This is a genomic window from Cupriavidus sp. UBA2010, from assembly GCF_002335265.1.
In the GTDB taxonomy this organism is placed as follows: Bacteria; Pseudomonadota; Gammaproteobacteria; order Burkholderiales; family Burkholderiaceae; genus Cupriavidus; species Cupriavidus metallidurans.
Map to the genome: position 1 here is coordinate 54,881 of NZ_DDCI01000036.1, position 13,804 is coordinate 68,684.

Consider the following 13,804-nt stretch of genomic DNA (forward strand, 5'->3'; position numbering starts at 1 on the left):
AGATTTCGCATGACCCGCCTGCTGCGTCTCTGCAAGATACTGTTTGTCATCCTGTACTACGGGCTCGATGAACTCGTGCTGTCCGGCTTCAAGAACCGGCGCATCAAGTTCCTCGTCCGAGTCATCACCATCGGCCGCAAGCTCGATCAGCCGCGCGGCGAACGCCTGCGTATGGCGCTGACGACGCTGGGCCCGATTTTCGTCAAGTTCGGCCAGGTGCTGTCCACGCGCCGTGACCTGATGCCGCCCGATATCGCCGACGAACTGGCCAAGCTGCAGGACCAGGTGCCGCCATTCGAGTCAGCGGTGGCGGTGAAGATCATCGAGAAATCGCTGGGCCGCCGACTGACGGAGCTGTTCGAGACATTCGAGCACGAGCCCGTGGCCAGCGCGTCGATCGCCCAGGTTCACTTCGCCACGCTGCGCGGCGGCCCGAGCCATGGCCGCGAGGTGGCCGTGAAGGTGCTGCGTCCGGGCATGTTGCCGGTAATCGATAGCGATCTGGCGCTGATGCGCGACATGGCCACGTGGCTCGAGCGCGTCTGGGTGGACGGTCGTCGGCTCAAGCCCCGCGAGGTGGTGGCGGAGTTCGACAAGTACCTGCACGACGAACTCGACCTGATGATCGAGGCCGCCAACGCCAGCCAGTTGCGCCGCAACTTTGCCGAAAGCGATTTGCTTTGCGTGCCCGAGGTGTTCTGGGACTGGTGCACGAGCAGCGTCTTCACGATGGAGCGGATGCATGGCATTCCGATCTCCCGCACCGAATCGCTGAAGGCCGCGGGCGTCGACATGCACAAGCTGGCCGAAGAGGGGGTCGAAATCTTCTTCACGCAGGTGTTCCGCGACGGGTTCTTCCACGCGGACATGCACCCCGGCAACATCCTGGTATCGGTCAGGCCCGAGACGTTCGGCCGGTATATCGCGCTGGACTTCGGCATCGTTGGCGCGTTGTCCGAGTTCGACAAGAACTACCTGGCGCAGAACTTCATCGCGTTTTTCCGCCGCGACTACCACCGCGTGGCGCTCTTGCACGTGGAGTCGGGCTGGGTGCCGCCGGAGACCCGGGTCGAGGAACTCGAATCCGCCGTGCGTGCCTGCTGCGAACCGTACTTCGACAAACCGCTGCGCGAGATTTCGCTCGGCATGGTGCTGATGCGGTTGTTCCAGACCTCGCGCCGCTTCAACGTCGAGATCCAGCCGCAACTCGTGCTGCTGCAGAAGACGCTGCTCAATATCGAAGGCCTGGGCCGGCAGCTTGACCCGGACCTCGACCTCTGGAAGACCGCCAAGCCCTTCCTGGAACGCTGGATGTACGAGCAGGTGGGCTGGCAGGGCGCCTGGGAGCGGATCAAGATCGAAGCGCCGCAATGGGCGAAGATGTTGCCCGACTTTCCACGGCTGGCCCACCAGTTCCTGGAGCGCCGCGCGCTGCAGAACAGCGAAGGGCAGGAGCGACTGCTTTCCCAACTGGTGGCCGAGCAGCGCCGCACGAACCGCCGGCTGTCCACGGCCCTGCTGCTGATGGGCGGATTCCTGGCCGGCATCGTGATCGTCCAGGCACTGGCCTGGGCGGGATACTGGTAGTCACTGCGCCTGAAGCGTCCCTGGTTCCCCTTTCCCCCGCAGTCGGTGGGAGGGGAGAACCACCATACAACACCCAAGTGAACCAAGATGGGGATTTGCCCGCCCTCGGGGGAATTTTTGCCCCCCGGATGGGGGCGCGTCGCTATAATCCGCGTTTTGATTCGGCTACGACCGCCAAATGCCCGCCCGGGCGCCCGCGGCCCCGACCGATGAATTGGACTCCGGCTGGCCCCAACCCTTGACCCGGTCAAGGGCGTCAGGTGCCCCGCCGGCATTCGGTTTTTCGCCGCCAGGGCACATCAATTCTGGCCATTCTGGGATAAGGGCAGCGGTATGCTGATCTGGTTCGTCATCATCTATTGGATCATCTCGGTCGGTATCGGCCTGTGGGCGGCGCTTCGCGTCAAGGGAACCGCCGACTTCGCCGTGGCTGGCCGCAGCCTGCCGTTCTATATCGTCACCGCCACGGTTTTTGCCACCTGGTTTGGCTCTGAAACTGTGCTCGGCATCCCGGCCGTGTTCCTCAAGGAAGGCCTGTCCGGGGTGGTATCGGATCCCTTCGGTTCCTCGCTCTGCCTGATCCTGGTTGGCCTGTTCTTCGCCCGGCCGCTGTACCGGATGAACCTGCTGACGATCGGCGACTACTATCACAACCGCTATGGCCGGCTGGCCGAAGTGCTGACCACGCTATGTATCGTGGTCTCGTATCTGGGCTGGGTGGCTGCGCAGATCAAGGCGCTGGGGCTGGTGTTCTATACGGTGTCGGATGGCGCGCTGTCCCAGGATGCCGGGATGATGATCGGCGCGGCCAGCGTGCTGGTCTATACGCTGTTCGGCGGCATGTGGTCGGTGGCCGTGACCGACTTCATCCAGATGATCATCATCGTGATCGGCATGCTCTATATCGGTTACGAAGTCAGCGGCCAGGCGGGTGGCGTGACAGCCGTGGTGTCGCACGCGGCGGCGGCCGGCAAGTTCGAGTTCCTGCCGTCGCTGGACCTGGTGCAGATCATCGGGTTTGCCGCGGCGCTGTTCACGATGATGCTCGGCTCGATTCCCCAGCAGGACGTGTTCCAGCGGGTCACTTCCTCGCGCACGGAGCAGATCGCCGGTCGTGCGTCGGTGCTGGGTGGCGTGCTGTACTTCTTCTTCGCGTTCATTCCGATGTTCCTGGCCTATTCGGCCACGCTGATCGACCCGGCGATGGTCGAGAAGTACATCAACTCGGATTCGCAACTGATTCTTCCGCAGCTGATCCTGACGCACGCGCCGATGTTCGCCCAGGTGATGTTCTTCGGCGCGCTGCTTTCCGCCATCAAGAGCTGCGCCTCGGCCACGCTGCTGGCGCCGTCGGTAACGTTCGCCGAGAACATCCTGCGCCCGTACTTCCGCCATCTCGCGGACAAGCAGTTCCTGCGCGTGATGCAGGTGGTGGTGCTCGTCTTCACGTCGCTGGTCACACTGTTCGCGCTGAACTCGCACCTGTCGATCTTCCACATGGTCGAGAACGCCTACAAGGTGACGCTGGTGTCGTCGTTCGTGCCGCTGGCCTTCGGCATGTTCTGGAAGCCGGCCACCCGCCAGGGCGGTCTGGCCGCGATCCTGCTTGGCCTGGCCTCGTGGCTGACCTGCGAGGTCGCCTTTGCCGATGCCACGGTGCCACCGCAAATGGTAGGGTTGCTGTTCTCGATCAGCGGGATGGTATTCGGGTCGCTGCTGCCTCAATGGATCAGCGATCGGCCGCCCGTTCGTGAAGTGCATATTGCATAACTTTATGCCTTCGAGGCCTTATCTGGCCTGCTTGCGGACGTTTGCGGCCCCGAATGTCCCCTTTTCCGGTCGGTAGCCGGTCCGGCAACGGTTTATAATCAACGGCTTTGCATCGCCGCGCGCCCCCGATCTCGCGCAATTCGCCTTGATCGACGCCCTTGTCATTTGGCGTGGCGCTGCCATCTATCAGTTTTACGTTTCAGTTTTCCGCGAAAGAACCACCATGCCGATCTATGCCTACCGTTGCGACGCCTGCGGATACGGGCGCGATGTGCTGCAGAAGATGAGCGATGCCCCGCTCACGGACTGCCCATCCTGCGGCGCCGCCGGAACCTATAAGAAGCAGCTGACTGCCGCCGGCTTCCAGCTCAAGGGATCGGGCTGGTACGTCACGGACTTCCGCGGTGGCAGCGGCGGCACCAGTGCCCCGGCCACCTCGGGCAACGCCGCCGCGCCTGCCGCCCCGGCAGCATCCGCCGAGTCGTCTACCGCATCGACCACTTCCGCGGCTCCGGCCGCCGGTGGATGCGGCGGTTCGTGCGCCTGCCACTGACGCACAGGCAAGCCGTGGTCACCAAGAAAACCTCCGCCTTGAAGACCTGGTTCCTGACCGGGCTGCTCGTGCTGGTGCCGCTGGGCATCACCCTGTGGGTGCTCAACGCCGTCATCAGCACGATGGATCAGAGCATGGCGCTGCTGCCGCTGGCATGGCAGCCCGAAAATCTGTTCGGGCTCCGCATTCCGGGCCTGGGCGCCATCCTGACGCTGCTGTTCATCCTGGTGGTGGGCGTGCTGGCCCATAACTTCATCGGCCAGCGGCTGGTGAAGTGGTGGGAAGCGCTGCTTCGTCATATCCCCGTGGTCGGTCCGATCTATACCAGCGTCAAGCAGGTCTCGGACACACTGCTGTCGTCGTCGGGCAACGCGTTCCGCAAGGCGCTGCTGGTGCAGTACCCGCGCGAGGGATCGTGGACCATCGCATTCCTGACCGGCCGGCCCGGCGGTGACGTGCAGAATCACCTGCAGGGCGATTACGTCAGCGTCTACGTGCCGACCACGCCGAACCCGACCTCGGGCTTCTTCCTGATGATGCCCAGGGCCGATACGATCGAACTCGACATGACCGTCGACGCCGCGCTGAAGTACATCGTGTCGATGGGCGTCGTGGCCCCGGCGGACCTGCCGCGCAAGTCCGGCGCCGACACGCGCCCGGCGCATGGCGCAGTGGCCGATGCCGATGCCGACGACGTCGTAGCCGACACTCATACCAACTGATTGCGCGCGGCCGTTCATCTCGGCCGTGCATTACAGGGAATCTCTCCTATGTCCTCCATGCGTACTCACTACTGCGGTCTGGTGACCGAACAACTGATCGGCCAGGAAGTGGCCCTGACCGGCTGGGTGCAGCGCCGCCGCGATCACGGTGGCGTGATCTTCATCGACCTGCGCGATCGCGAGGGCCTGGTTCAGGTGGTGTGCGACCCGGATCGTCCGGAGATGTTCAAGGCCGCGGAAGAAATCCGCAACGAGTTCTGCATCCGCATCACCGGCAAGGTGCGCCCGCGTCCGGCCGGCACCGAGAACGCCAACCTGACCTCGGGCAAGATCGAGGTGCTGTGCCATGAGCTGACCGTGCTGAACCCGTCGGTCACGCCGCCGTTCCAGCTCGACGATGACAACCTGTCGGAAACCACCCGCCTGACGCACCGCGTGCTGGATCTGCGCCGTCCGCAGATGCAATACAACCTGCGCCTGCGCTACAAGGTGGCGATGGAAGTGCGCAAGTACCTGGACGCACAGGGCTTCATCGACATCGAGACGCCGATGCTCGGCAAGAGCACGCCCGAAGGCGCCCGCGACTATCTCGTGCCGTCGCGCGTGAACCCGGGTCACTTCTTCGCGCTGCCGCAGTCGCCGCAGATCTTCAAGCAGATGCTGATGGTCTCGGGCTTCGACCGTTACTACCAGATCACCAAGTGCTTCCGTGACGAGGACCTGCGCGCTGACCGCCAGCCCGAATTCACGCAGATCGACTGCGAAACGTCGTTCCTGACCGAACAGGAAATCCGTGACTTGTTCGAGGACATGATGCGCACCGTGTTCAAGAACGCGATCGACGTGGACCTGGACGCCAAGTTCCCGGTGATGGAGTTCCGCGAGGCGATGGCCCGCTTCGGCTCGGACAAGCCGGACCTGCGCGTCAAGCTCGAATTCACCGAGCTGACCGAAGTGATGAAGGACGTCGACTTCAAGGTGTTCTCGGGCCCGGCCAACAGCGACAACGGTCGCGTGGTCGGCCTGCGCGTGCCGGGTGGCGGCGCGATCTCGCGTGGCGAAATCGATGCCTACACGCAGTTCGTGGCGATCTATGGCGCCAAGGGCCTGGCGTGGATCAAGGTCAATGAAGTGGCCAAGGGTCGTGACGGCCTGCAATCGCCGATCGTGAAGAACCTGCACGACGCCGCGATTGCCGAGATCCTGAAGCGCACCGGCGCCCAGGACGGCGACATCATCTTCTTCGGCGCTGACAAGGCCAAGATCGTCAACGACGCGATCGGCGCGCTGCGCCTGAAGGTCGGCCATTCGGAGTTTGGCAAGAGCACGGGCCTGTTCGAAGACACCTGGAAGCCGCTGTGGGTGATCGACTTCCCGATGTTCGAGTACGACGAGGAAGACGCCCGCTGGGTGGCCATGCACCACCCGTTCACGAGCCCGAAGGACGAGCACATGCAGTACCTGGAAACCGATCCGGGCAAGTGCATCGCCAAGGCCTACGACATGGTGCTGAACGGCTGGGAAATGGGCGGCGGCTCGGTGCGTATCTACCGTGAGGACGTGCAGAGCAAGGTGTTCCGCGCCCTGAAGATCAACGCCGAGGAAGCTCGCGCCAAGTTCGGTTACCTGCTCGACGCGCTGCAGTACGGCGCACCGCCGCACGGTGGCCTGGCTTTCGGCCTGGACCGTATCGTGACGATGATGGCCGGCGCCGACTCGATCCGTGACGTGATCGCGTTCCCGAAGACGCAACGCGCGCAGGATCTGCTGACGCAAGCTCCGAGCACGGTCGACGAGAAGCAGTTGCGAGAACTGCACATTCGTCTGCGTGCCCAGGAGCCGAAGACCACGGCCTGATCGTTGTTCAGACCTGCAAAAAAGCCGCGCCGATGCGCGGCTTTTTTGTTCTTGGCGCAATGATGCGTTTCCATTTGTTACTACCCGGAACGAAGCCGGCGGGGAGAATGTCTTTCTGCGTTGATACGCGTGATGCAGGCCCGCCTCGAAGGCCGCCACGACGTGGGAGGACCAAGGCGTGAATCTAGATACCGAACTGATCCGTGCGTTCCTGCAAGTTCATGCGGAAACGATCCTGACCTGGCTGGCGGCCGGGTTGCTCATGATGCTGCTGGCCCGCTTCGAACTGCGCCGCGCGGTACGCAAGTCGGCGCAGGCGATGTCCCAATCGGTGGCCGCCACGGTGGCCGCTTGTGTACCTGATATCGCGCACGCGGCGCAGCAAGGACATACGGTGCAGGGCGAACTGGCTGCTACCGGCGCCGAACCGATGGCCACCCAGCGCGCGGACGCACTGCGCAAGCTCGCGCTCGACACCGTGGCTACCGTCATGACGCGTGGCCGCTGGCTTGAAGACGTTGGCAACCTGCGCCTGGGCGAGGATGCGCTGTTGTCCGGCCGGCGTGCCGGTGGCGCGGATCCGCTGCTCGTGGTGGCGCCGCAACCGGTGGTGCAGGCGTACCTGAACGCCCAGCGCACCTTTGACGATGAAGCGACCACACTGCAGAACCATCGGCGCGAGGCGCTTCGGCTTCAAGAGGCGTTGCAGGCACTTAATGCCGAGGCGGCTCATGTCGAGCAGGAAACGGCAAGCATTGTGATGCGCTTCGAACAGGTCAATGCCCAAGTCGCCCAAGGCGTGGAAGCAGGCGACTACCAGCGGTTCCTGATCCAGAAATACAACCAACTCGGCGTGCGCGAGAAGGAAATCGGGCAGGAACGCGCGTCGATGGCAGCACAGGCACGCGAGGCCGCCGATGCGCTGGCCAGCCTTGCGCATACAGCCTCGCAGCGCTATACGCAGGCGCTGGCGCCACTGATGCAGCAGCTTCGCTCAGCATGGGGGCATGGCGATTCGCCTGAGGTGTTCGATACCTGGCTCCGAGCCGCGCCGGCCGAGCAGCCGGGTGACCGTCAGGCGACGATCCGCCCCGGCGAACATACATTGGCCTGAGTAGGGGGGAGGCAGCGGCCGGAGCGCGCCATTGGCGTCCGGCTGCGCTATGCTTTGGTTTGTCCCTGCCACCCTTCCCATGCGCTACAAGATTCCCGAATCGGTACTGGTCGTCATCCACACACCAGACCTGCAAGTCCTCCTGATCGAGCGCGCCGACCGGCCCGGCTATTGGCAGTCGGTGACCGGCAGCCTTGATGCCGAGGACGAGCCGCTACCCATGACCGCCGCGCGCGAGGTGGCCGAGGAAACCGGACTTATCGCCAGCCGCTATTCGCTGACCGACTGGCAACACACCATCGACTACGAGATCTATCCGCAATGGCGCCACCGCTATGCGCCGGGCATCACTCGCAATACCGAACACTGGTTCGGATTGTGCGTACCCGCGCCGATGCCGGTGACGCTGGCGCCGCGTGAGCACCTGCGCTTCGAATGGCTGCCCTGGCAGGCGGCCGCGGCGCGTTGCTTCTCCAGCAGCAATGCCGAAGCGGTGCGCCAGCTTGCCTGGCGCGTGGCTGGCGGCCAGGGCGCCGGGCTCGACGTCACGAACGGAGCCGCCGCACCATGAAGTTGCGCGTTGTCACCTACAACATTCACAAGGGCGTAAAGGGGTTCACCGGCAAGCCACGCATCCAGAGCGTGCGAACCGGCCTGCAGTCGATGGACGCGGACATCGTGTTCCTGCAGGAAGTGCAGGACCGCAACGATCGCCTGGTCGCGGCCGAGTTGTTTGACCCCGATCACACCCAGCTCAACTACCTGGCGACGGATGCCTATCCGCATTCGGTCTATGGCCGCAACGCGGTGTATGACCACGGCCATCATGGCAATGCCATCCTGTCGCGCCATCCGATCCTGATGTCGGAGAACCTCGATATCTCCGATCACCGCTTCGAGCAGCGCGGGCTGTTGCACGCGGTGGCCGATATCAACGGCGTCGAGGCACACCTGATCTGTGTGCACTTCGGCCTGTTCGCGGGAAGCCGCGTGCGTCAGACCAGCGCGTTGGTGGAGCGCGTGCGCAGCGTGGTGCCGGCCGATGCGCCGCTGGTGATCGCGGGCGACTTCAACGACTGGAACCACAAGCTCGACTCGAAGATCTGCAACACGCTCAATGCCGTCGAGTCGGCGGACGCGAAGAACGGACGCATCCATACGTTCCCGAGCCATATGCCATGGTGGCAGCTCGATCGCATCTACGCACGGGGCTTCGAGTTCGAGCGCACGCAAGCGCTGACCGGCCGCGAATGGGCGCAACGCTCGGACCATGTCCCGCTGATGGCGGAACTGGCCCGGCGGGTGGCAATTCCGGAAGTCTGACGCCTGGGGATCGGATTCAGCGATCGAGGTAAGCGCGGATCCACGCGTAGATCGCGTCGACATCCGACAGCTTCAGAACGGGCAGGGTCGTCTGCCGGGAGACCTCTTCAGGGACGTCGGTCGCCACTGCGACCACACCCGGCACATCCGTCCACAGCGGCGCCTTGCCGTTGGCGGGGCGATAGATTTCCAGCTTGGGGAAATCGCTCCACTTGTAGCCTTCCACCATCACCAGATCGGTTTCAGGCGGCAGCACCGACAATGCCTCGCCGATCTCGGGCGACGGCTTTTCCTCGGGGTAGTGCCGCATCAGCGTCAGGTGACGGGCGCCCACAAGCACCACGTTCTGACATCCGCCCTCGCGCATCCGCCATGAATCCTTGCCCGGGGTGTCAGGGTCGAACCCGTGGTGCGTGTGCTTGATGCCCGCGACGCATAAGCCATCGGCTACGAAACGGGGGATCAACTGGTCCAGTAGCGTGCTCTTGCCGCTGCCCGACGAGCCGGCGATGCCGAATACCTTCACAATGCTTTCCCTGTTGGGCGTCACAATGCTCCGACAATATCAGACTTCGCCAGGGCCATGTGCAGGAGCCGCCCGTTCGCCGATAATCGAGTCCATGTCACGGATCTACGATCGGGCATCGTCCCCAACGTCGAGTGCCCCAGGCACACCGGAATCGCCATCGAGCGCATTGCATCACGAGGATGGCGATCCCACTGCCACCACCGTTGCCACCGCCACTGCGCCATTGATCCGCTGGGTGCGCCGGCGCGGCAGCCCGGTCCAGGGCAACCTGGTCGATCTGCTGAGCAACGGCCAGGAGTATTTTCCTGCCCTGATCGAGGCGATTGATGCCGCGCGCGTGCACGTCGTGCTTGAGACCTATATCTATGCCGACGATGCTGTCGGCGCCCGCGTCACCGATGCGCTGATCCGGGCGGCGCAACGCGGTGTGGATGTCCGGCTGGTCGTCGACGGATTCGGCGCGGGGGATATGCCTGCCACGCTCGCCAGCCGGCTGCGCGATGGAGGCGTGCGCCTCGAGGTCTTTCGTCCGGTGCGCGGATTCAGACTGGCGCGCAGGCATCTGCGGCGGTTGCATCGCAAGATGGCGGTGATCGACGACAACGTGGCGTTCGTCGGCGGTATCAATATCATCGACGACCACAACTACGGCCCCCTGGAATTGCCCGAAGTCGGCCCACGCTACGACTTCGCCGTGCGCGTGCGCGGCCCGCTGGTGGCGCAGATCGCGCTGGCTTCGGCGCGGCTGTGGTTCCGGATGGCACAGCAACGTGGGCTGCGCGAAACCGCAGCGGCTTTCGCCGAAGTGGAAACCCTGACCACCGCCGCGCGGCAGGCCCGGCGCGAGCATCATGAGGGCGGCGTGGCTGCGGCCTTGCTGCTGCGCGACAATCTGCGCAATCGCCGCACGATCGAGCGCGAATATCTCTACGCGCTGGGCGCCGCGCGTCATGACGTGATTATCGCCAACGCCTATTTCCTGCCTGGCACGAAGATGCGGCGCGCGTTGCTGGCGTGCCGCGAGCGCGGGGTGCGCGTGCGACTGCTGCTGCAGGGGATGGTCGAGTACCGGCTGCAACATTTCGCGACGCACGCGCTGTATGCGCGGCTGCTCGAGGCCGGCATCGAAATCTACGAATACGAAGCGAGTTTCCTGCACGCGAAGGTCGCGGTCATTGATAACTCGTGGGCGACGGTTGGCTCGAGCAACCTGGATCCGTTCAGCCTGCTGCTGGCACGAGAAGCCAACGTCGCGGTGTATGACCCGGGCTTTGCCGGTATGCTGCGCGCGCGTCTGGAGCGGGCCATGGCGCAGCGTAGCGCGCGCGTGGTGCCCGAGGTTCACGCACGCCTGCCGCGACTGCGCCGGTTTGCCAATTGGGCGGCGTACTACGTGTTGCGTCTCGGCGTCGTGATCGCGGGTGTCACAGGCCGTTACTGACGCCGCGCAAGCCGGGCACGGTAACATGCTGCCCTGCCGCAAGCCGCGCCTTCCGCGCAAACGTGCCCCGGCCATTTCAAGCCGGTTTTAAGCCGATGCTGCATTGCGCCGCAAGATACCAGCGCGATGCCGTCCGTTTAGAAACACGGGTCTAATTAAAAGCTTGATGCCAATCGGCCTCGCCAGAATAATCTGAACGACCGTTCTTTTTTGGCTTAGACTTCGTGCATTCGCGGCCGCCCCCTATTGAAAATCAGCGACCGAAGTGCCTGCCGACCGCAACGTCAGGTCAAGAACAGTGCTCCTGAGAGCACTGCAAAGAACGGAGAAAAAACATGCGCCACCAGTCAGTTCGCCTTGAATCCGCCGCCGCGCCCGCGCCCTTGCGCAAGGGCGAGATGACGCGCGTGGCGATTCTCGATGCGGCACTGGAACTGTCGTCTCGCGACGGGCTCGAAGGGCTGACCATCGGCCTGCTCGCGGAACGTATGCAGATGAGCAAGAGCGGTGTCTTCGCGCATTTCGGTTCGCGCGAGGACCTGCAGGTTGAAGTGGTGCGCGAGTATCACCGGCGGTTCGAGCAGGAGGTGTTCTACCCCTCGCTGCAAGAGCCGCGCGGGTTGCCTCGCCTGTGGTCGATGGTGCGACGCTGGATGGAAAAGCGTATCCAGGAGGTGACCACGGGGTGCATCTACATCAGCGGTGCGGTCGAGTACGACGATCGCGCGGAAAGCCCGGTGCGTGACGAGCTCGTCAAGAGCGTCACGATCTGGCGTGCCGCGCTGATGCGTGCGATCGATCAGGCCAAGGAAGAGGGGCACCTGCGCGCGGATTGCGATCCGCGCCTGATGCTGTTCGAAATGTACAGTCTTGAACTAGGCTTGCATCACGACGCCCGTTTCCTGCGCCTGCCGGACAGCGCCGAGCTTGCCATGGTTGCGCTCAACAAACTGATTCAGTCTTACCGAACCTGAGCCGCCCCACGGGCAGCGCTCGCGCAATCCCCCTTCAGGGTGTGCGGCTCGCGCGTGTGGTGGCACTAGCAAACCTCCAAGGAGTCTTTGATGGGCCAGTACACCGCACCGTTGCGCGACATGCAGTTCGTGCTCCATGAACTGCTCGGCGCCGAAGCCGAACTCAAGGCGATGCCGCAGCACGCGGACATCGACGTGGACACCATCAACCAGGTGCTCGAGGAAGCCGGCAAGTTCTGCTCCGACGTGGTCTTCCCGCTGAACCAGCCTGGCGACCGTGAAGGCTGCACCTACGTCGGCGACGGCGTGGTGCGCGCGCCCAAGGGCTTCAAGGAGGCCTATCAGCAGTTCGTGGAAGCCGGCTGGCCCGCACTGGCGTGCGATCCGGAGTTTGGCGGCCAGGGTTTGCCGATCATCATCAACAACGCGCTGTACGAGATGCTGAACTCGGCCGGCCAGGCATGGACGATGTATCCGGGCCTGTCGCACGGTGCCTATGAAGCGCTGCACGCGCACGGCACGCCGGAACTGAAGCAGACGTATCTGCCGAAGCTGGTATCGGGTGTCTGGACGGGCACGATGTGCCTGACCGAGCCGCACTGCGGCACCGATCTCGGCATCCTGCGCAGCAAGGCCGAACCGCAGGCCGATGGCTCGTACTCGATCACCGGCACCAAGATCTTCATCTCGGCCGGCGAGCATGACATGGCCGAGAACATCATCCACCTCGTGCTGGCACGCCTGCCGGACGCACCTGGCGGCACCAAGGGCATTTCGCTGTTCGTCGTGCCGAAGTTCATCCCCGACGCCAACGGCAACCCGGGCGAGCGCAACGGCATCAAGTGCGGTTCGATCGAACACAAGATGGGCATCCACGGCAACGCCACTTGCGTGATGAACCTCGACGGCGCGCGCGGCTGGATGGTGGGCGAGCCCAACAAGGGCCTGAACGCGATGTTCGTGATGATGAATGCCGCGCGCCTCGGTGTTGGCGCCCAGGGTCTGGGCCTGACCGAGGTGGCCTATCAGAACTCGCTGGCCTACGCGAAGGACCGTCTGCAGATGCGCTCGCTGACCGGCCCGAAGGCACCGGACAAGCCCGCCGACCCGATCATCGTGCACCCGGACGTGCGTCGCATGTTGCTGACGCAAAAGGCCTACGCCGAAGGTGGCCGCGCGTTCGCCTACTGGACCGCGCTGCAGATCGACCGTGAACTGTCGCACCCCGATGAAAGCGTGCGCAAGGAAGCCGGCGACCTCGTGGCGCTGCTGACCCCGGTCATCAAGGCCTTCCTGACCGACAACGCCTTCACCTCGACCAACGAGGGCATGCAGGTGTTCGGTGGCCACGGCTACATCTCCGAGTGGGGCATGGAGCAATACGTGCGCGACGCGCGTATCAACATGATCTACGAAGGCACCAACACGGTTCAGTCGCTGGACCTGCTGGGTCGCAAGGTGCTGGGCGACATGGGCGCCAAGCTGAAGGCCTTCGGCAAGATCGTGCAGACGTTTGTCGAGGAAGAGGGCACGAGCGAGGCGATGCAGGAGTTCGTCAACCCGCTGGCCGACATCGGCGACAAGGTGCAGAAACTGACGATGGAAATCGGCATGAAGGCGATGGGCAATGCCGACGAAGTGGGTGCCGCCGCCGTGCCGTACCTGCGCGTGGTGGGACACCTCGTGTTCTCGTACTTCTGGGCCCGCATGGCCAAGATCGCCCTGGACAAGCAGAACAGCGGCGACAAGTTCTACACGACCAAACTGGCTACGGCGCGCTTCTACTTCGCCAAGCTGCTGCCGGAAACCGCGGGCGAGATTCGCAAGGCTCGCGCTGGCGCATCCACGCTGATGGCGCTGGACGCAGATCTGTTCTGATCGAGTTGCTCTACTGAGGGTTGCCTCCCTTCTCCCCTGACACGGGAGAAGGGGAG

The 13,804-nt window shown here is 63.9% G+C and carries 12 protein-coding genes; 11 read left to right on the forward strand and 1 reads right to left on the reverse strand.

From position 1 onward, the window contains the following. The first annotated feature begins 9 nt into the window (after positions 1 to 9). From ubiB to B2246_RS27540, 8 genes are all read left to right on the forward strand, one after another. Positions 10 to 1,587, forward strand: coding sequence for a ubiquinone biosynthesis regulatory protein kinase UbiB (gene ubiB / locus B2246_RS27505; RefSeq protein ID WP_008645948.1), 1,578 nt, complete (start codon positions 10 to 12; stop codon positions 1,585 to 1,587). 333 nt (positions 1,588 to 1,920) lie between these two features. Then, the gene (locus B2246_RS27510; RefSeq protein ID WP_008645949.1) at positions 1,921 to 3,357 is read left to right on the forward strand and encodes a sodium:solute symporter family protein; all 1,437 of its coding nucleotides are present in this window, start codon (positions 1,921 to 1,923) and stop codon (positions 3,355 to 3,357) included. 223 nt (positions 3,358 to 3,580) lie between these two features. Continuing rightward, positions 3,581 to 3,910 carry an FmdB family zinc ribbon protein gene (locus tag B2246_RS27515; protein ID WP_035881495.1) on the forward strand — a complete coding sequence of 110 codons (330 nt, stop codon included), beginning with the start codon at positions 3,581 to 3,583 and terminating at the stop codon, positions 3,908 to 3,910. Between the two features lie 14 nt (positions 3,911 to 3,924). Beyond that, positions 3,925 to 4,632: a DUF502 domain-containing protein gene (locus B2246_RS27520; RefSeq protein ID WP_035881496.1), complete on the forward strand. Its 708-nt coding sequence runs from the start codon at positions 3,925 to 3,927 to the stop codon at positions 4,630 to 4,632. A 48-nt stretch (positions 4,633 to 4,680) separates the two neighbouring features. Then, on the forward strand, positions 4,681 to 6,489 hold the full coding sequence (aspS, locus tag B2246_RS27525; protein WP_017512028.1) for an aspartate--tRNA ligase: 1,809 nt from the start codon (positions 4,681 to 4,683) through the stop codon (positions 6,487 to 6,489). 178 nt (positions 6,490 to 6,667) lie between these two features. Continuing rightward, positions 6,668 to 7,603: a hypothetical protein gene (locus tag B2246_RS27530; protein WP_286882488.1), complete on the forward strand. Its 936-nt coding sequence runs from the start codon at positions 6,668 to 6,670 to the stop codon at positions 7,601 to 7,603. A gap of 79 nt (positions 7,604 to 7,682) precedes the next feature. After that, on the forward strand, positions 7,683 to 8,174 hold the full coding sequence (gene nudB, locus B2246_RS27535; RefSeq protein WP_008645954.1) for a dihydroneopterin triphosphate diphosphatase: 492 nt from the start codon (positions 7,683 to 7,685) through the stop codon (positions 8,172 to 8,174). Further along, positions 8,171 to 8,926 carry an endonuclease/exonuclease/phosphatase family protein gene (locus B2246_RS27540; protein WP_008645955.1) on the forward strand — a complete coding sequence of 252 codons (756 nt, stop codon included), beginning with the start codon at positions 8,171 to 8,173 and terminating at the stop codon, positions 8,924 to 8,926. The genes nudB and B2246_RS27540 overlap by 4 nt, the downstream gene beginning before the upstream one ends. A gap of 16 nt (positions 8,927 to 8,942) precedes the next feature. On the opposite strand, the gene mobB is transcribed toward B2246_RS27540, so the two are convergent. Then, complete coding sequence (gene mobB, locus B2246_RS27545) at positions 8,943 to 9,452, reverse strand: molybdopterin-guanine dinucleotide biosynthesis protein B (protein ID WP_008645956.1); 510 nt, start codon at positions 9,450 to 9,452, stop codon at positions 8,943 to 8,945. 94 nt (positions 9,453 to 9,546) lie between these two features. Between mobB and clsB the strand changes: the two genes are divergently transcribed. The 3 genes from clsB to B2246_RS27560 all read left to right on the forward strand — a co-directional run bounded on the left by clsB (position 9,547) and on the right by B2246_RS27560 (position 13,748). Continuing rightward, on the forward strand, positions 9,547 to 10,896 hold the full coding sequence (clsB, locus tag B2246_RS27550) for a cardiolipin synthase ClsB (RefSeq protein WP_286882487.1): 1,350 nt from the start codon (positions 9,547 to 9,549) through the stop codon (positions 10,894 to 10,896). Between the two features lie 383 nt (positions 10,897 to 11,279). Further along, positions 11,280 to 11,870, forward strand: coding sequence for a TetR/AcrR family transcriptional regulator (locus tag B2246_RS27555; protein WP_008645958.1), 591 nt, complete (start codon positions 11,280 to 11,282; stop codon positions 11,868 to 11,870). 90 nt (positions 11,871 to 11,960) lie between these two features. Continuing rightward, positions 11,961 to 13,748: an acyl-CoA dehydrogenase C-terminal domain-containing protein gene (locus tag B2246_RS27560; RefSeq protein ID WP_035881366.1), complete on the forward strand. Its 1,788-nt coding sequence runs from the start codon at positions 11,961 to 11,963 to the stop codon at positions 13,746 to 13,748. Positions 13,749 to 13,804 lie beyond the last annotated feature (56 nt).